The 16,853-nt window shown below is 71.4% G+C and carries 18 protein-coding genes; 8 read left to right on the forward strand and 10 right to left on the reverse strand.

From position 1 onward, the window contains the following. Nucleotides 1–59: 59 nt before the first annotated feature. Both KWI83_RS26785 and KWI83_RS26790 read left to right on the forward strand, forming a co-directional pair. Nucleotides 60–1,343 carry a thymidine phosphorylase gene (locus tag KWI83_RS26785; protein WP_218516939.1) on the forward strand — a complete coding sequence of 428 codons (1,284 nt, stop codon included), beginning with the start codon at nucleotides 60–62 and terminating at the stop codon, nucleotides 1,341–1,343. Nucleotides 1,344–1,438: 95 nt separating this feature from the next. Beyond that, nucleotides 1,439–2,023, forward strand: coding sequence for a Uma2 family endonuclease (locus KWI83_RS26790; protein WP_218516940.1), 585 nt, complete (start codon nucleotides 1,439–1,441; stop codon nucleotides 2,021–2,023). A 1-nt stretch (nucleotide 2,024) separates the two neighbouring features. On the opposite strand, the gene KWI83_RS26795 is transcribed toward KWI83_RS26790, so the two are convergent. Continuing rightward, nucleotides 2,025–2,945: an AEC family transporter gene (locus KWI83_RS26795; protein WP_218516941.1), complete on the reverse strand. Its 921-nt coding sequence runs from the start codon at nucleotides 2,943–2,945 to the stop codon at nucleotides 2,025–2,027. Nucleotides 2,946–3,114: 169 nt separating this feature from the next. On the opposite strand from KWI83_RS26795, the gene KWI83_RS26800 reads away from it, so the two are divergent. After that, the gene (locus tag KWI83_RS26800) at nucleotides 3,115–3,459 is read left to right on the forward strand and encodes an STAS domain-containing protein (protein ID WP_374106386.1); all 345 of its coding nucleotides are present in this window, start codon (nucleotides 3,115–3,117) and stop codon (nucleotides 3,457–3,459) included. Here the strand turns inward: KWI83_RS26800 and KWI83_RS26805 are convergent. Then, nucleotides 3,343–4,359: a sigma-70 family RNA polymerase sigma factor gene (locus KWI83_RS26805; RefSeq protein WP_218516943.1), complete on the reverse strand. Its 1,017-nt coding sequence runs from the start codon at nucleotides 4,357–4,359 to the stop codon at nucleotides 3,343–3,345. The two genes, KWI83_RS26800 and KWI83_RS26805, sit on opposite strands and share 117 nt — an antisense overlap. Before the next feature lie 334 nt (nucleotides 4,360–4,693). Further along, on the reverse strand, nucleotides 4,694–5,962 hold the full coding sequence (locus tag KWI83_RS26810) for an MFS transporter (RefSeq protein ID WP_218516944.1): 1,269 nt from the start codon (nucleotides 5,960–5,962) through the stop codon (nucleotides 4,694–4,696). 63 nt (nucleotides 5,963–6,025) lie between these two features. Here KWI83_RS26810 and KWI83_RS26815 point away from each other — a divergent pair, with 63 nt between their 5' ends. Further along, the gene (locus KWI83_RS26815) at nucleotides 6,026–6,997 is read left to right on the forward strand and encodes a LysR family transcriptional regulator (protein WP_218516945.1); all 972 of its coding nucleotides are present in this window, start codon (nucleotides 6,026–6,028) and stop codon (nucleotides 6,995–6,997) included. An 84-nt stretch (nucleotides 6,998–7,081) separates the two neighbouring features. Here the strand turns inward: KWI83_RS26815 and KWI83_RS26820 are convergent, their stop codons facing one another. Beyond that, nucleotides 7,082–7,843 (reverse strand): alpha/beta hydrolase, encoded by a 762-nt coding sequence (locus KWI83_RS26820; RefSeq protein WP_218516946.1) that lies wholly within the window; start codon nucleotides 7,841–7,843, stop codon nucleotides 7,082–7,084. A 113-nt stretch (nucleotides 7,844–7,956) separates the two neighbouring features. Between KWI83_RS26820 and KWI83_RS26825 the strand changes: the two genes are divergently transcribed. Beyond that, on the forward strand, nucleotides 7,957–9,153 hold the full coding sequence (locus tag KWI83_RS26825) for an adenosine deaminase (protein WP_218516947.1): 1,197 nt from the start codon (nucleotides 7,957–7,959) through the stop codon (nucleotides 9,151–9,153). A 153-nt stretch (nucleotides 9,154–9,306) separates the two neighbouring features. After that, entirely contained in the window at nucleotides 9,307–9,660 is a 354-nt protein-coding gene (locus KWI83_RS26830) for an ATP-binding protein (RefSeq protein ID WP_218516948.1), read from the forward strand. A gap of 94 nt (nucleotides 9,661–9,754) precedes the next feature. Here KWI83_RS26830 and KWI83_RS26835 read toward each other — a convergent pair whose 3' ends face one another. The 5 genes from KWI83_RS26835 to afsQ1 form a co-directional block, all read right to left on the reverse strand. Next, nucleotides 9,755–9,958: a PspC domain-containing protein gene (locus KWI83_RS26835; protein WP_171114203.1), complete on the reverse strand. Its 204-nt coding sequence runs from the start codon at nucleotides 9,956–9,958 to the stop codon at nucleotides 9,755–9,757. A 60-nt stretch (nucleotides 9,959–10,018) separates the two neighbouring features. Further along, on the reverse strand, nucleotides 10,019–10,600 hold the full coding sequence (locus KWI83_RS26840; protein ID WP_218516949.1) for a VanZ family protein: 582 nt from the start codon (nucleotides 10,598–10,600) through the stop codon (nucleotides 10,019–10,021). Between the two features lie 81 nt (nucleotides 10,601–10,681). Continuing rightward, nucleotides 10,682–11,284 carry a hypothetical protein gene (locus KWI83_RS26845; RefSeq protein ID WP_218516950.1) on the reverse strand — a complete coding sequence of 201 codons (603 nt, stop codon included), beginning with the start codon at nucleotides 11,282–11,284 and terminating at the stop codon, nucleotides 10,682–10,684. Then, nucleotides 11,281–12,846, reverse strand: a complete 1,566-nt coding sequence (locus tag KWI83_RS26850; RefSeq protein ID WP_218516951.1) for a HAMP domain-containing sensor histidine kinase — start codon at nucleotides 12,844–12,846, stop codon at nucleotides 11,281–11,283. Before KWI83_RS26850 ends, KWI83_RS26845 begins: the two co-directional genes overlap by 4 nt. Beyond that, on the reverse strand, nucleotides 12,843–13,520 hold the full coding sequence (gene afsQ1 / locus KWI83_RS26855) for a two-component system response regulator AfsQ1 (RefSeq protein ID WP_189702231.1): 678 nt from the start codon (nucleotides 13,518–13,520) through the stop codon (nucleotides 12,843–12,845). The genes KWI83_RS26850 and afsQ1 overlap by 4 nt, the downstream gene beginning before the upstream one ends. 242 nt (nucleotides 13,521–13,762) lie before the next feature. Here afsQ1 and KWI83_RS26860 point away from each other — a divergent pair, with 242 nt between their 5' ends. Then, nucleotides 13,763–14,506, forward strand: a complete 744-nt coding sequence (locus tag KWI83_RS26860; RefSeq protein ID WP_218516952.1) for a SigE family RNA polymerase sigma factor — start codon at nucleotides 13,763–13,765, stop codon at nucleotides 14,504–14,506. 145 nt (nucleotides 14,507–14,651) lie between these two features. On the opposite strand, the gene KWI83_RS26865 is transcribed toward KWI83_RS26860, so the two are convergent. Beyond that, entirely contained in the window at nucleotides 14,652–15,296 is a 645-nt protein-coding gene (locus KWI83_RS26865; RefSeq protein WP_256362845.1) for a uridine kinase, read from the reverse strand. A 99-nt stretch (nucleotides 15,297–15,395) separates the two neighbouring features. Here KWI83_RS26865 and KWI83_RS26870 point away from each other — a divergent pair, with 99 nt between their 5' ends. Then, on the forward strand, nucleotides 15,396–16,847 hold the full coding sequence (locus tag KWI83_RS26870; protein ID WP_218516953.1) for an FAD-binding oxidoreductase: 1,452 nt from the start codon (nucleotides 15,396–15,398) through the stop codon (nucleotides 16,845–16,847). Nucleotides 16,848–16,853: the final 6 nt, after the last annotated feature.

The raw sequence follows: 16,853 nt of genomic DNA on the forward strand, positions 1-16,853 counted from the left end.
GACAGGACCTGAGTCCGCAGGGGCCGTACTCTTCGCAATCCCCGGAAGGAACGCCAGCCATGGCCATGGACGCCATCTCCGTCATCCGCACCAAGCGGGACCGCGGTGAGCTCAGCGACGAGCAGATCGACTGGGTCATCGACGCGTACACGCGCGGCGAGGTCGCCGACGAGCAGATGTCGGCGCTCGCGATGGCCATCCTGCTCAACGGCATGAACCGCCGCGAGATCGCCCGCTGGACGGCGGCGATGATCGCCTCCGGCGAGCGCATGGACTTCTCGTCCCTGTCCCGCCCCACGGCGGACAAGCACTCGACGGGCGGCGTCGGCGACAAGATCACCCTCCCGCTGGCCCCCCTGGTCGCCGCGTGCGGCGCGGCCGTCCCCCAGCTCTCGGGCCGTGGCCTCGGCCACACGGGCGGCACGCTGGACAAGCTGGAGTCGATCCCCGGCTGGCGCGCCCTGCTCTCCAACGAGGAGATGCTGTCGGTCCTGGACGGCGTGGGCGCCGTGATCTGCGCGGCGGGCGACGGCCTGGCCCCCGCGGACAAGAAGCTGTACGCCCTCCGTGACGTGACCGGCACGGTCGAGGCGATCCCCCTGATCGCCTCCTCCATCATGTCCAAGAAGATCGCGGAGGGCACGGGCTCCCTGGTCCTGGACGTGAAGGTGGGCACCGGCGCCTTCATGAAGACGCTGGACGACGCCCGCGAACTGGCCTCGACGATGGTCGGCCTGGGCACGGACCACGGCGTGAAGACGGTCGCGCTCCTGACGGACATGTCGACGCCGCTGGGCCTGACGGCGGGCAACGCCCTGGAGGTCCGTGAGTCGCTGGAGGTCCTGGCGGGCGGCGGCCCCGCGGACGTGGTCGAGCTGACCCTCGCCCTGGCCCGCGAAATGCTGCAGGCGGCGGGCGTCCGCGACGCCGACCCGGCGAAGGCGCTGGCCGACGGCTCGGCGATGGACGTCTGGCGCCGGATGATCGCGGCGCAGGGCGGCGACCCGGACGCACCGCTGCCGACGTCGAAGGAACAGCACGTGGTCAAGGCCCCGTCCTCCGGTGTCCTGACCCGCCTCGACGCCTACGACATCGGCATCGCCGCCTGGCGCCTGGGCGCGGGCCGCGCCCGCAAGGAGGACCCGGTGCAGGCGGCGGCGGGCGTCGAGCTGCACGCGAAGCCGGGCGACACGGTGACGCAGGGCCGGCCCCTGCTGACCCTGCACACGGACACCCCGGAACGCTTCGAGTACGCCCTGCAGGCGGTGGAGGGTTCGTACGACATCGCGGCCCCGGGCACGGACTTCACACCGTCGCCGGTGGTGCTGGAACGCATCGCCTGACCTGCGGCTTTCCCATTCGGGTGAACGGGATCGGTGGACCGGCGCCGGTCCCGTTCGGCATGCTGGACTCGGTGACGCACCGATAGGAGACCGCCATGAGCGCACTCACCGTCAGCCAGGACCCGGAGCAGAGCTGGGACGACCTCGTCCGGTTCTGGGAGGAGATGGAGTGGCCTGAGGGCAGCAAGGTGGAGATCATCGAGGGGATCATCACCGTGTCACCTGCTCCCGCGTACCGTCACAACGTGATCGCGGCCCGCATCCAGCGTCGCCTCTACTCCGTGATCCCCGAGGACTGGGAGATCTTTCAGACACTGGCGATCGCTGTGCCGTCGTGTCTGGGCATGCTCATCCCGGACCTCGTAGTGGCCCCGGTGCAGGAGCACACAGAGGCGGACACCCACATCCCGGCCGCGCTCGCCGAGCTCGTCGTTGAGGTGACCTCCAAGTCCAACGCCCGCCACGACCGCATCAGCAAGCCCGCCGCCTACGCCACCGCGGGCATCCCGCTTTACCTCCTCGTCGACCGGTGGGCTCCCGAAGGCCCCACCGCGACGCTCTACGGAGAGCCGAAGGGCGACGTGTACCGCCCCCTGAGCACCGCCAAGTTCGGCGAGTCGCTCAAGCTGCCGGCACCCTTCGACCTGGTCCTCGACACGAGCGAGTTCCCCGAGGCCTGACTCACCCGAGCATCGCCGCCACCACCACCAGAACCGGCACCGAAAGCACCGTCGACAGCAAAATCGCCTCCCGCGCCAGCACCTCGCCCACCCGGTAGCTGCTCGCGTACGTGAACAGGTTCTGCGCGGCCGGCAGCGCCGACGTCACCACCACGTCGAGCAGGGCCGCCCCGCGAAGGCCGAAGACACCCGCCGCGAGCAGCCAGGCGAGCAGCGGCTGGGCGACCGCCTTGAGGACCACGGCGAGGAGCACCGGCCCGCGTTCCCCGCCCCGCAACGGGAGGGTGCTGCCGCGCAGGGAGATCCCGAAGGCGAGGAGGACAGCGGGAACCGACATGTTCCCGATCAGCGTCAGCGGATCCATGACGGGACCGGGGACATGCACACCCGCCGCCGACACCGCCACCCCCGCCAGCGACCCCAGCGCTATCGGATTGCGCAGCGGCGTGAGCAGCCGCTGCCACAGCGGCCGCTGCTGCCCGCCACCCGCGAGATCCAGGATCGTCAGCGCGATCGGCGTGACCCCGACCAACTGGAACAACAGCACCGGCGCCACCAGGGACGCGTCGCCCAGCACATACACCGCGATGGGGATGCCGAGGTTGCCCGAGTTGACGTAGCTGGAGCACAGGGCGCCGATCGTCGTACGGCCCACCCCCCAGCGGCGTACGACACCCACCGCCACGAACACGCCCGCCGCGGCCGCCGTGCTCAGCGCCGTGACCAGCAGCCGACCGGAGAAGATCACCGACAGGTCGGCCCCTGCCAGGGTGGTGAAGAGCAGAGCCGGTGAGGCCACATGGAACGCGAGCCTGGTCAGAACCTCCCGCCCCTGGCCGCCGAGGTGACCACGCACCCCGATCGCGTAACCGACGCCGATGACCACCGCGATCACCGCGAAGCCGCTCAAAACCCCCTGCACAAAGCCTCCTCGGCGAGGAGACGCGCACCGGACATCGCGGACGGGAATGATCCATGGGTCATACACTCAACCCTCTGGGGCGGCCCTCGCCCAGGTCAATGTGATCCTCGCGGCGTGGTCGCCCGCGATGAGTTATGCGACCTGAGCCGGTCTACCGGACGTGGATGACATCACCCCCGCCGAAATCGTGCTGGCCGGCCCCGTCACCCGGGACGAGGTGACAGGGCTCTGCGACGACGTGCGGGAGTTGCTGGAGGCGACAGGGGCGCCAGTGATCGTGTGCGACGTCGGAGGTCTCGGACCACCGGGTCTCGCATCCGTCGACCTCCTGGCCCGGCTGGCGCTCACGGCCAAGCGGGCCGGGCGCGGCATCCGTCTCCGCGATCCCGACCCCGCCCTACACGCCCTCCTCGACCTGGTCGGCCTCCGCTTCGAGGTGGAGGGGCAGCCCGAACAGCGGGAACCAGCGCTTGGTGTCGAGGAAGCAGTGGAACCCGGTGATCCGGCCGTCTGATATCTCCAGCACCTGCACCGCCCACGCGGCGAAGCCGCCCGACTCCGGGTCCGGCTTGTAGTGCGCGAAGCCCGGCAGCCCGTTGACCTCGACGGGCCGCAGCCGGGAGCCCGCGCAGGCGGAACCGAGGGTGGTCATGAACCCGGTGATGTCGGCCGGGCCGCGCAGCCACAGGTCGAACGGCGGCATCGTCATCACGGCGTCCTCGTGGAGCAGGGCGGTCAGCGCCGTCATGTCATAGCCCTCGAAGGCCGCGACGTACCGCTCCAGGAGCTTGCGCTGCTCTTCATCCAGCGGATCCGACACCACCGCGTCGGCCGCCTTGTCGTGCCGCTCGGCGAGGGTCGCGCGGGCGCGTTGCAGCGCGCTGTTGACCGACGCGACCGACGTGCCGAGCAACTCGGCGACCTCGCTCGCCTTCCAGGCCAGCACCTCGCGCAGGATCAGCACGGCCCGCTGCTTGGGCGGCAGTTGCTGAAGGGCGGCCATGAAGGCCAGCCGCACCGACTCCTTGGCGACCGCCGCCTCCGCCGGGTCCGCGGTCGAGGGCAGCACACGGGCGTCCGGCATCGGCTCCAGCCAGGTGTGGTCGGGGCGCGGGGACAGCGCGGCCTGGGCGAGCGGGGTCGACTCCGACAGGTCCATCGGCCGGGCGCGCTTGTTGCCCGCGTTCAGCATGTCCAGGCACACATTGGTCGCGATCCGATAGAGCCAGGACCGGACGCTGGACCGTCCCTCGAACTTGTCGAAGCTGCGCCAGGCGCGGACGAGCGTGTCCTGAACCGCGTCCTCCGCCTCGAAGGAGGAGCCGAGCATGCGGTAGCAGTAGCCCGTCAGCTCGACCCGGTGTTTTTCCAGTATGGCGTCGAGGTCCGTTGTCGCCGCCGTGCCGTTGCTCATCGTCCACCCACCCCTGTGGCCGTTCCCGTACGCCTTTGCGTCCAGCACTTCGGAAGCTACCGCAGCCCACTGACAATGGCGCCCCGAGCGGAGAAAGGGCCAGCTCAGAGCGCCACGCGCGCCACCGCGACAGCCGCACTCGCGTACGCACGGAAGGGGACGTGTCGGGGGTGTCCGCCCGCAGCGGTTGGCGCGTCAACCCGGGTGAGTTGGTGAGTGACCGATTCCGCGCCGTTCCTAGGACGGACACCCCCCCGGCGCGGCCCCGACCACAACCCGCACCGTAGGCGCTACAGCAACCCCCACTCAGCCGAGCAGGCCGCCGCAGGCACCCCTACGCCCCCCGCGCCGCCGCAGCCACCCGAGCCGCCCGCGACCCCAGCACCGTGATCCCCACAACCCCCACCACCGCCAGCAGCCCAACCCCCACGGTCCCGGGCCAGCCCCCCGCATGAAAGGCCATCGCCCCCACCGTGCTCCCCACGCTGGACCCGACGTAGTACGCCGACTGATACAGCGCCGACGCCTGCGCCCGCCCCTGCGTCGCCGTCTTGCTGACCGCCGACGAGGCCACCGCATGCCCCGCGAAGAACCCCGCCGTGATCAGCACCAGCCCCAGCAGCACCAGCACCAGCGAGTCGGCCAGCGACAGCACCAGCCCCGCCGCCGTCGTCCCACCGCCCAGATACAGCGCACCTCGCCGCCCCAGCCGACCCACCAGCCGCCCCGCCGCGGACGCCGACACCGTACCCACCAGGTACACGAGGAAGATCGACCCCACCACACCCTGCGGCAACCCGAACGGCTCCTCCGTCAGCCGGTACCCGATCACCGTGTACACCCCGCCGAACACCGTCATGAACAGCGCCCCGATCGCGTACAACCGACGCAGCAGCGGATCGCCCAAATGCCCCCGCACCACCCGGAACAGCACCCCAGGCCGCAGTGACCCCGCGGTGAAGTGCTTCGGTGCGGGCAGCAGCACCCGGAACGCGACCGCGCAAGCCACGGCGAGCACGCCGAGCGCACCGACCGCCACCCGCCAGCCCCACTCCTGCGCGACCCACCCGGTGATGACCCGACCGCTCATCCCGCCGACGCTGTTGCCCGCGACGAACAGCCCGATCGCCGTGACCAGCGCCTTCGGCCGGACCTCCTCCGCCAGATACGCGGTCGCCGACGCCGGCAGTCCCGCCAGCGCGGCCCCCTGCACCGCCCGCAGCGCGACCAGCGTGGTCAGCGACCCGGCGAACGGCACCAGCAGCGCCACGATCACCGCCACCGCCAACGACGCCGTCATCACCGTACGACGCCCGAACCGCTCGGACAGCGCGCTCATCGGGATCACGAACAGCGCCAGACCACCCGTCGACGCCGCCACCGTCCAGCTCGCCTCGCTCGCCGTCACCCCGAGGTCCCCGGAGATCAGGGGGAGCAGCGCCTGCGTGGAGTACAGCAGCGCGAAGGTGGCCACACCCGCGAGGAAGAGGGCGAAGCTCATCCGGCGGTAGCCGGGGCCGCCCGGGGCCATACGGGAGTCGACTACAGGAACGGAAGAGGCGGCGCCCACGGTGGTGGACGCCCCGGTACTGGCGGGAGTCATGCCTCGAAGCTATGTACGCTCCCGCTCATCCGTCCAATGCATGGAATCGCCATAATCATTCCCATGGTGCATCAACAAAGCTCACAGCCCCGGCTGTCACCAACCAGTGACACAAAAGACATGGAAGACAGGCAGGACATCGTCACCCTCCTCGCCCCCCGTCTCGCGTACTTCGCCGGCGTCGCCCGCACCGAGCACGTCACCAGGGCCGCTCAGGAGATGAACGTCCCGCAGTCCACCCTCTCCCGCGCCATGGTCCGCCTCGAGGAGGACCTGGGCGTCGACCTGTTCGCCCGCCGCGGCCGCACCGTCTCCCTGACCACCGCGGGCCGCACCTTCCTCGCCTCCGTGGAACGCGCCCTCGCCGAGATCGAGCGGGCCGCGGACGAGGTACGCGCCGACGCCGACCCCACCACCGGCAAGGTCGCGTTCGGCTTTCTGCACACCATGGGCGCCGAGACCGTCCCCGGCCTGCTGCACGCCTTCCGCGCGGACCACCCCCGGGTCCGGTTCAGCCTGGTCCAGAACTACGGCGAGGCCATGCTCGAACGCCTGCGCGCCGGCGAGCTGGACCTCTGCCTGACCTCGCCGGTCCCCGACGCCCCCGACCTGGTGGCCCGCCGCCTCGACGAACAGAAACTCCGCCTCGTCGTCCCGGCCGACCACCGCCTCGCCACCCGCAGACGCATCCGCCTCGCCGAGGCCGCCGAGGAAACCTTCGTCACCCTGGAACCCGGCTACGGCCTGCGCCGCATCACCGACGCCCTCTGCCGAGAGGCCGGCTTCAAGCCCCGCATCGCCTTCGAGGGCGAAGAGGCGGAAACCCTACGAGGACTCGTCGCCGCAGGTCTGGGCGTGGCCCTCCTCCCGCCCCCGGCGGTGGCCCGCCCAGGCGTGGTGGAGCTGACGGTCACGGCCCCACGCGCGGTACGCGAAATCGGCGTGGCCTGGCTGGAGGGCCGCCCGGACACTCCACCGGTGGCAGCTTTCACAAAGTTCCTCCTCTCAAGAAGGGGCAACTTGCTCCCGGCCTGAGCGGACTCGCCGCTAAGGGGCGCGAGGAACTGCGCGACCAGCCCCCACCAGCCGCACCCCGAACACAGCCGAACCCCCACGGCGCTACCGCCGCAACGACCGCCCGAACCCCGCAGCCAACGGCATCCGCAACCCCAACGGCGGCGGAGCCGCCAACGCGTCCTCGACGGGCCGGGAAAACCCCCGCCCGAACAACACCCCCATCACGAAGTCCGCGGCCAACGCCAGCACTTCGTCCCGATGGTGATGCAACCCATGCCGGTCCGAGTGCACTTCGAACCGGCACACATCCCGATTGACCTTCTTCAGCCGCGCCGCATACCGAAACGACAGCTCAGGGTCCGTCCGCTCGTCATTCGTGCCGTGCACGATCAACACCCGCCGCCCCACCAGCTGTTTCACCGGTTCGGGTGAGGCCGCCACATCGTCCTCCGGCAGCCAGGGTGCAATCGTCAGCACGGAGTTGACGGCCTCGTGCCCACCCGCGTGCAGCGCCGCCCGCCCACCCATGTCGACCCCGACCAGGCAGACGGGGACGTCGCCGTACCGGCGTACCGCCTCGTCCGCCGCCCAGGCGGCGTCCCGGGCCAGATGCGCCTCGCTGCCGTTCCACCCGCGACAGCGGTAGTACAGGACATGCGCGGCCAGCCCCTCCGCGCGCCCCGCGCGTACCAGACGGCGCCCCAACCCCCGTACGGACGCGGCCGCGAGCAGCGCAGAGGGCCTGCGGGTGGAGACCTCCACGCCGCCGGGGAGCAGCAGCACCACTCCGCTCACCGCCGTCGGTTCCGGACCGAGTGCCCGTCCCAGCCGGGCCGTGCGAACCGGCGTCGCTTGCTGTGCCATGACAGAACAGTGTCAGAAGCACCGGTGTACGCCACCCGTCCGCACGGTCACCGTTACGTATCGACGGAAACGCACACCCGGCGATCTACGCGCGTAGGAGTTAGAGTGCGAAAATGACGAGCCAGACTGACCGGATGAGGCACACCCCGAGCCCGGACCAGATCCGCCGGGCACCCAAGGTTCTGCTGCACGACCACCTCGACGGCGGGCTGCGTCCCGGCACCGTCATCGACCTCGCCCGCGCGACCGTCCCCCACAGCCCGAAAGGCGTGGGAGGTGCCCCCATCTCCCGGCTCCCCGACACGGACCCCGACAAGCTCGGCCTCTGGTTCCGCGAGGCCGCCGACTCCGGCTCCCTGGAGCGGTATCTGGAGACCTTCTCGCACACCGTCGGCGTCATGCAGACCCGTGACGCGCTCGTCCGGGTCGCCGCCGAGTGCGCCGAGGACCTCGCCGAGGACGGTGTCGTCTACGCCGAGGTGCGCTACGCCCCCGAGCAGCACCTCGAAGGGGGCCTGACCCTCGAAGAGGTCGTCGAGGCCGTCAACGAGGGCTTCCGGGAAGGGGAGCGGATCGCCCGCGGCAACGGCCACCGCATCCGCGTCGGCGCCCTGCTCACCGCGATGCGGCACGCGGCCCGCGCCCTGGAGATCGCCGAACTCGCCAACCGCTACCGGGACCTCGGTGTCGTCGGCTTCGACATCGCGGGCGCCGAGGCCGGCTACCCGCCCACCCGGCACCTCGACGCCTTCGAGTACCTCAAGCGGGAGAACAACCACTTCACCATCCACGCCGGCGAGGCCTTCGGGCTGCCGTCCATCTGGCAGGCCCTGCAGTGGTGCGGCGCCGACCGGCTCGGGCACGGGGTGCGGATCATCGACGACATCGAGGTCGCCGAGGACGGCAGCGTGAAGCTCGGCCGGCTCGCCTCCTACGTCCGGGACAAGCGCATCCCGCTGGAGCTGTGCCCCAGCTCCAACCTCCAGACCGGCGCCGCCTCCTCGTACGCCGAGCACCCGATCGGGCTGCTGCGGCGGCTGCACTTCCGGGCCACCGTGAACACCGACAACCGGCTGATGTCGCACACCGGCATGAGCCGGGAATTCGAGCACCTTGTCGAGGCATTCGATTACACGCTCGACGACATGCAGTGGTTCTCGGTCAATGCTATGAAGTCAGCATTCATTCCATTCGATGAACGGCTGGCCATGATCAATGACGTGATCAAGCCTGGTTATGCCGAGCTGAAGTCCGAATGGCTGTTCCAGCAGACCGCGTCCACCAGGGGTTCTGCGGCTTCCGAGGGCTGATCGGGGCCGGGGAATGCGGGCGGGCGGTCACCGTCCGTCCGCATTTCGGTGTTTGCTTGGGATGCTCTCGCGTGTTTACGGTCTGGGGCCGCTCCCTCCCCACGTCCGTCATTCCCGATATCCATTTCAAGCCAGTCAAGGACGCAATTCACCATGAAGCAGTCTGCTGCCAAGACCCTCGGTGTCGCCGCCCTCGGTGCCGCCTTCGCCGCCGCCGGTGCGGGTACCGCGGGCGCCACGCCGGCCGCACTCCCCGACACCCACCAGACTCTGGGCACCGTCGCCACCATGCTGCCGACGGAGAACCTCAACCAGGCGCTGCCGGGTTCCGCCGAGGCGCTGGCCCCCGGACAGACCGCGCTCGGCACGGGTCTGGGCGCCGCCCAGACGGCCGTCGAGTCGGCGCTCGCCGGGGGGTCGGCCGGTCCGTCCGCCCTGCTCGGCGGGCTGCCGGTGCCGGGCGTGCCCACGCACGGCACCCCGGTGAACGGCATCCCGCTGGGCTGAGCCACACCCCGTCGCACGTGCCCATGGGGCGCACCCCTCTCAGGGGGTGCGCCCCATCGGCGTTGCCCTGGGGAGGGCACATCCGGGGGCGGGATCACCAGGCCGTGCGGGCGGCCTTGTCCTCCGACGGGAGCAGGATCCACAGCGCGATGTAGAGCAGGAACTGCGGGCCGGGCAGCAGGCAGGAGAGCAGGAAGATCACACGCATCGTCGTCGCGGAGGTTCCGAAGCGCCGTGCCAGCGCTGCGCACACTCCGCCGATCATCCGACCACTGGTGGGGCGGGCAAGGCGGCTCATCTCGGCTCCTTCGTGAGCGTCCGAGGCCTCCCTTGTGGCTGCCTCGTTCATACCTCCACGCTACGGCGACGAAGGGGGCAAAGCGTCGCTCCATGGGGCGATCCCGACCCTGGGAATCGTCGGGGTACGACCCTGAGGGGCGTCCTCCCGGGGTGGCAGCGCCCGGCGCCGGGCCTCCGACCTGCGGCGCAGCCAGTAACGGCCCGCCGGGACGACGGCGACATGGGTGAGGGTCACGCCCGTGGTGTTCAGCAGCAGCGAGTCGACGTCCACGACCTGGCCGGGCACACCGGTCTGCAACAGCTCTATGCCGAGCGAGATCAGCACCCCGGCGGCGACCGTACGGACCAGGGAGCCGAGCGGCGAGACCCGCAGTCTGCCGCCCACCATCGGCAGCAGCACGCCCAGCGGCGCGAGCAGCCCGAGTCCGGCGCCGATGCTGCGCGCCGCCTCCGGCCAGCCCAGCGCGAGATCGGCGCGGATACCGGCGAGCGGATGCAGATTGGCGGGCATCACCCAGGGCACGTCCAGCGGACGCAGCGTGTACCAGGCGACGAACGCCAGGTGCGCGGCGAGGAGGACACCCCCCGTCACCCGCATGCGGATCGCGGCGCTGCCGCCCCTGGAGCCTTGACGCTGCACGCCCCCCTAGACGCGGCCTTCGGCAGGATCGGTTCCGGGTCGGGACCCCCTACCCGGGTGAGGCCTGCGCCACACCTGCCGTCAGCCGCCCGTGACCTCGGTCGACGGCGGTTCGACCTGGCCCGGGCGGGCGCGGACGTCGTCCGTGCACTCGTAGCTACGGGGCGGCGCGGCACCGGGGCCGCCGAGGATCACCGAGCCGTCGCCCTCGGCGGCCGCCGAGTCCGAGAACGTACAGACGATCTGGGCGAGCGCGTACGAGGTGAGGTCCTCGGGGGCGGTCGTCAGCCGCAGCGTGTCCTCCGGGTCCCGCGGACCCGGCCCGCTCACCGTCATGCCGCCGGGCACGTCCGTGGAGTACCCGGCCTGCCGCTCGGCCGCCGACGGCGTCCTGGCGAGCTCGTCCAGCAGGCCCTGGGCGAGCGGCACGCGCCGCTCGGAGTCCTCCGTGCCCTGGGGCACCCGCACGGCCCGGTCGACGGTGACCAGCGACGCACCGCACAGCAGGAACACCTGTACGGGCATCCCGGGCGAGGACTGCGTGCTGATGCGCTGCCCGGCGAGCGAACAGTGCGCCCGCGACGGCGCCGGACCGAAGTCGGTCGGCACCTCGGTGGCCCGGATGCCGCAGCCGGCGAGCAGCGCGGCGAACACCGGGATCGCCAGCAGACGAGCCCTCCTCACGAGTCCCCCTTCTTCGAGCGCTTCTCCTCCGCCGCCCGCACCATGTCCGACGCGTCCCGCGGCAGCCGCAGCGTGAACACCGCTCCGCCTTCGGGGGAGTTGGCGGCGGTGATGTCGCCGCCGTGGATGTGGGCGTTCTCCAGCGCGATGGACAGGCCGAGGCCGCTGCCCTCGGAGCGCGGGCGGGAGGCGCTGGCCTTGTAGAAGCGGTCGAAGACGTGCGGCAGTACGTCCTCGGGGATGCCGGGCCCGTGGTCGCGCACCTGGATGACGACCTCGCTGTCCTCCTCGCGCACGGCCACCCGCACCGGCGAGCCGCCGTGCTTGAGCGCGTTGCCGATGAGATTGGCCAGTATGACGTCCAGCCGGCGCGGGTCGAGGCGGGCGTGGATGCCGCGCTCGGCGTCCAACTCGACGGCGTCCAGCCAGGCGCGGGCGTCGATGCAGGCGGTGATCTGGTCGGCTACGTCGACGTCGTCCAGGACCAGCCGGGCGGTGCCCGCGTCGAAGCGGGTGACCTCCATCAGGTTCTCGACCAGGTCGTTCAGCCGCCGGGTCTCGCTCACCACCAGCCGTACCGCGGGCTCGATCATCGGGTCGATGCCGCCGCCCTCGGAGTCCAGCTCCTCCTCCAGCACCTCGGTCACGGCGGTGATCGCGGTGAGCGGCGTGCGCAGCTCATGGCTCATGTCGGCCACGAACCGCCGGGACGCCTCGTCCCGCGCGGCCATGTCCGCGACCCGTTTCTCCAGCGCCTCGGCGGCCTTGTTGAACGTCCGGGACAGATCGGCCAGTTCATCCGTCCCCGACACCCTGAGCCGGGTGTCCAGCTCGCCCTCCCCGAGCCGCCGCGCGGCGACCCCGAGGCGGTGCACGGGCTTCAGTACGGTCGTGGCGGCGGCCTGCGCGAGCAGCGCCGAACCGATCAGCGCCAGGCCGGTGGCGATGCCGAGCGACCAGGCCAGCGAGTTGAGGTCCTTGGCCTCCGGCTCCAGCGACTTGACCATGTAACCGGTCGGCCCGCCCCCGATCACCCGGGTCCCGGCCACCAGATACGGGGTGCCGTCGTCGACGATCCGCTGCCAGTACAGGTGGTACGGCGACTTGTTGGCCGACGTGAGCGGCTGCCGCTTGTTCACGGCCGTACGCAGCGACTTCGGTACGTCGGCCAGCGCGAAGCCGTCGTTCAGGCCGCCGGAACTGCCGTACACCGCCTTGCCGCTCGCGTCCTCGGCGACCAGGAGCACGCTGAAGCGCTGGCTGCTGCTGGCCATCTGACCGGCGGTGCGCTGGAGTTCGTCCTGGGTGGGGTGGACGGGCAGGGCACCGGCGCGGTTCTTCATCTCCTGCTCGAAGTCGCGCAGCACCGCGTCCTGGGTGCGGGTGAGCACGGCCTCGCGGTTGAGCCAGTAGGCGATCCCGGACGCGGACACCGCGGCCGTCAGCGCCACCAGCCCGAACACGACGACAAGCCGCAACCGCAGACTGGTGAAGCGCAGCGTCGACAGAGCTCCCTTGCGTGCCGCGGCCCAGCCGCGGAAACCACCTTGCTGATCTGTCACTGAGGCGGATCCAGCCGGTAGCCGACACCCCGCACCGTACGGATCAGCGTCGGGGACGACGGCACGTCCTCGACCTTGGCGCGCAGCCGCTGGACGCAGGCGTCCACGAGCCGGGAGTCACCGAGGTAGTCGTGCTCCCACACCAGCCGCAGCAGCTGCTGCCGGGACAGCGCCTGGCCCGGCCGCCGGCTCAGCTCCAGCAGCAGCCGCAGCTCGGTCGGGGTGAGCTGCAGGTCCTCGCCGTTCTTCGTCACGGTCATCGCCGCGCGGTCGATGACGAGGCTGCCGAAGGTCGCCGCGTCGTTCGCCTCCCGCTCGCCGCGCCGCAGCACGGCCCGGATCCGCGCGTCCAGCACCCGCCCCTGCACCGGCTTGACGACATAGTCGTCGGCCCCGGACTCAAGCCCGACCACGACGTCGATGTCGTCGCTGCGGGCGGTCAGCAGGATGATCGGCAGCTGGTCCGTGCGCCGGATGCGTCGGCACACCTCGAACCCGTCGATGCCGGGCAGCATCACATCCAGCACGATCAGATCGGGCCGCTGCTCACGCAGCAGCTTCAGACCGTCCTCACCGCTGGCAGCGGTCGCCACGCGGTGTCCCTGGCGCGTCAGTGAGAGCTCCAGGGCCGTGCGGATGGCGTCGTCGTCCTCGATCAGCAACAGGGAAGGCACGCGCTCATTCTGGCCCATGGCGGGTCGGCGTTTCGACACTCGGGCGGCCGCGTAGCCGTACCGCTCTTCTCCGTGACCGCGCTGTGGGTGTTCTGCGAACGACCCACGACCCGTCCCCTGTGACAGGTCTGTGACAGTCGGCGGACACGGCCATGAAGTGCGCTCGGCAAGCTTTTCGGCACAGGCAAGGAAGCAGGACGAGCAAGGCCGAACACCGGTAAGTCCACGACGGGGGGCGCGAGATGAACACGCTGCACGGCACCAGCACCAGCGCAGTGGTCACGCGTCTGCACGACGTGAACGGGGGGCGGGGTTCCGAGAAGTCCGGTGCCGTGAGCGGGCGGGGGTGCGCTCGCGGCGCCGGGCGTCAGCACACCGCGTACATGACGGTGGTTGACGGTTTCACGGGGGAAACGCACGGGGGAGCCGCGTACAGGGAGGAATCGGGGGAGAGGCGCTCGCTGACCGAGGCGGAGTTCACCGCCTACGTCCAGGAACGCCGCGCCTCCCTGTACGCCACCGCCTACCACCTCACCGGTGACCGCTTCGAGGCCGAGGACCTCCTGCAGAGCGCCCTGTTCTCGACGTACAAGGCGTGGGACCGGATCAGTGACAAGGCGGCGGTCGGCGGATACCTCCGCCGCACCATGACCAACCTGCACATCAGCGCCTGGCGGCGCCGCAAGCTCAACGAGTACCCGACCGAGGAACTGCCGGAGACGCCCGGCGACACGGACGCGATGCGCGGCACCGAGCTGCGCGCGGTCCTGTGGCAGGCGCTGGCCCGGCTGCCCGAACTCCAGCGCACCATGCTGGTCCTGCGCTACTACGAGGGCCGCACGGACCCGGAGATCGCGGAGATCCTCGACATCAGTGTCGGCACGGTGAAGTCCAGCATCTGGCGGTCCCTCCGCCGGCTGCGCGAGGACGAGGTCCTCAGCTTCGGCCGTGACGAGCAGCACGCCTTCGGGGAGCTTGTCGCCTGAAGGCCGGGCCCCACGGGGAGTACCGGGGGGTACGGGGCCGGGGGGGGGATCACGGGGGAAGCACGGCGGGGGACACGGGGGATGCGGGGCTGGAGGGCCGGGGGGTCCGTCCAGTCCCGCCTTCGTGTGTGCCCTACGGCCTGCTTCAGCGGCTCTGCGCCGCCGTACGCGCCGTCGTGCAGTGGCCCGCCGCCGCGGCGGCCAGGCGGCCCATCGCCTCGTCGCGGTCGCAGGCGTACGCGCCGAGCGCGGTCTGGCGGGTGATGATGGAGCGCTCGGCGCGCATCAGGCGCCAGCCGCGGCGCAGCAGGAACGGCACCGACTTGCGGCCCTCCCTCAGGTCGCGCAGGAAGCGGCGGCGGAAGGTGCGCACCGGGCCGCGGCTCAGGCACAGCGCGTCGGCCAGCACGCCCACCTCACGGCAGCGGCTCACGATCTCGGCGGCGAAGATGCCCTCCGCGATGAACAGCGGGGTCCGCCCGATGTCGAGGGTCTCGGCGCCGGTGCGGGCGCTGAGCGCGATGTCGTAGACGGGGATGTCCGTACGGCCCGTGCGGCACAGTTCCTCGATCGCGGTGACCGCCGCGTCCGCGTCCCACGAGGCCGGGTGGTCCCAGTCGATGTCGGAGCTGCCGGTGACCAGCGGCAGCGTCGGGTCGGTGCCCTCTTTGTAGAAGTCGTCGAGCCGCAGGACCGGCAGGCCGGAGCGGGCGGAGAGGAGGGACTTGCCGGAGCCGGACGGGCCGCACAGCAGCACGACCCGGGTGGATATGGGCGGATGGGAACCCAATGTGTTGTCCTTCTCACCTGCGGTCTCGGGGCGGTGCGGGCGAGGCTCTCGCCCGCGGGCATCGGGCCATTATCCCTGCCGCCGCGCGGCGCCGGGAGCGTGCGTCGAGTCGTTGCCCGGGGCTTCATAGGATGCGGGCAGTCGACGTACGACGAGGAGCGGCCGACCATCGTGGACACCGATCGTCTCGCCCAGCAGCTGTCTGCCGCGGTCGGCCCGGACCATGTGCTGGGCGACCCCGCGCTGTGTGCCTCGTACGAGACCGACTTCACCGGCCGTTACCGCGGCCGGGCCCGGCTGGTGGTGCGGCCCGCCGACACCGCGCAGGTGGCTCAGGTGCTGCGGTGCTGCCACGCGGCCGGTGTGCCGGTGGTGGCGCAGGGCGGCAACACGGGGCTGGTCGGCGGGTCGGTGCCCACGCCGGACGGCGGTGAGATCGTGCTGTCGCTGCGGCGGCTGGTCGGTGTCGGGGCGGTCGACACGGCCGTGGGGCGGGTGACCGTGGGCGCCGGTGTGGTGCTGTCCGACCTGCACCGTCAGGTCGCCGCGCACGGGCTGCAGTTCGGTGTCGATCTGGCCGCCCGGGACTCCGCGACGCTCGGCGGGATGATCGCGACCAACGCGGGCGGCGAGCGGGTCGTGCGGTACGGCACCACCCGGGCCAACGTGGTCGGGGTGGAGGCCGTGCTGGCCGACGGCACCGTGCTGGACCGGCTGGCCGGGCTGCCCAAGGACAACACCGGATACGACCTGACCAACCTGCTGATCGGCAGCGAGGGGACGCTGTCCGTGGTGACGCGGGCCCGGTTGCGGCTGGTGCCGCGGCTGCCGGAACGGGTGACCGCGCTGGTGGGGCTCGACTCGCTGCAGGCGGCGCTCGATCTGGTGGCGCGGCTGCGGGTGCTGGACTCGCTGGAGCTGGCCGAGTTCTTCATGGCCGAGGGGCTGGCGCTGGTGCGGGAGGCGAGCGGGCTGCCCGCTCCCTTCCGTACCGCGTATCCGGTGTATCTGCTGGTGGAGTGCGCGGGGCGGCGTGATCCGGCCGAGGAGCTGGCCGGCGTACTCGGCACGGCGCGGCCGGGGGAGACGGCGGTGGCACTGGCGGATGCCGACCGGCGGCGGCTGGCCGCCTATCGGGAGCGGCACACCGAGTCGATCAACGCGGTGGGGGTTCCGCTGAAGCTGGACGTGACCGTGCCTCCGGCGGAGCTGCCCGGCTTCGTCGCCGATCTGCCCCGCGTGCTGGCGGGGCGGGGGCGGCCGTATCTCTTCGGGCACCTCGCGGAGGGCAACCTGCACATCAACCTGCTTCGGGTGGCGGCGGCGGACGAGGAGGCGGTCACCGGCGCGGTGCTGGAGCGGGTGGCGGCCGTGGGCGGGAGCATCAGCGCCGAGCACGGGGTGGGGCGGGCCAAGGCGCGTTATCTGCACCTGAGCCGGTCGGATGCGGAGATCGCGGTGATGCGGTCGGTGAAGGCGGCGCTGGATCCGGCGGGGTTGCTCAATCCGGGGGTGGTGCTGGCCGGGGACACCGGGCGGCCCCGTCTGTAAGGGGCG

This window comes from Streptomyces sp. TRM70350 (assembly GCF_019219825.1).
GTDB lineage: Bacteria > Actinomycetota > Actinomycetes > Streptomycetales > Streptomycetaceae > Streptomyces.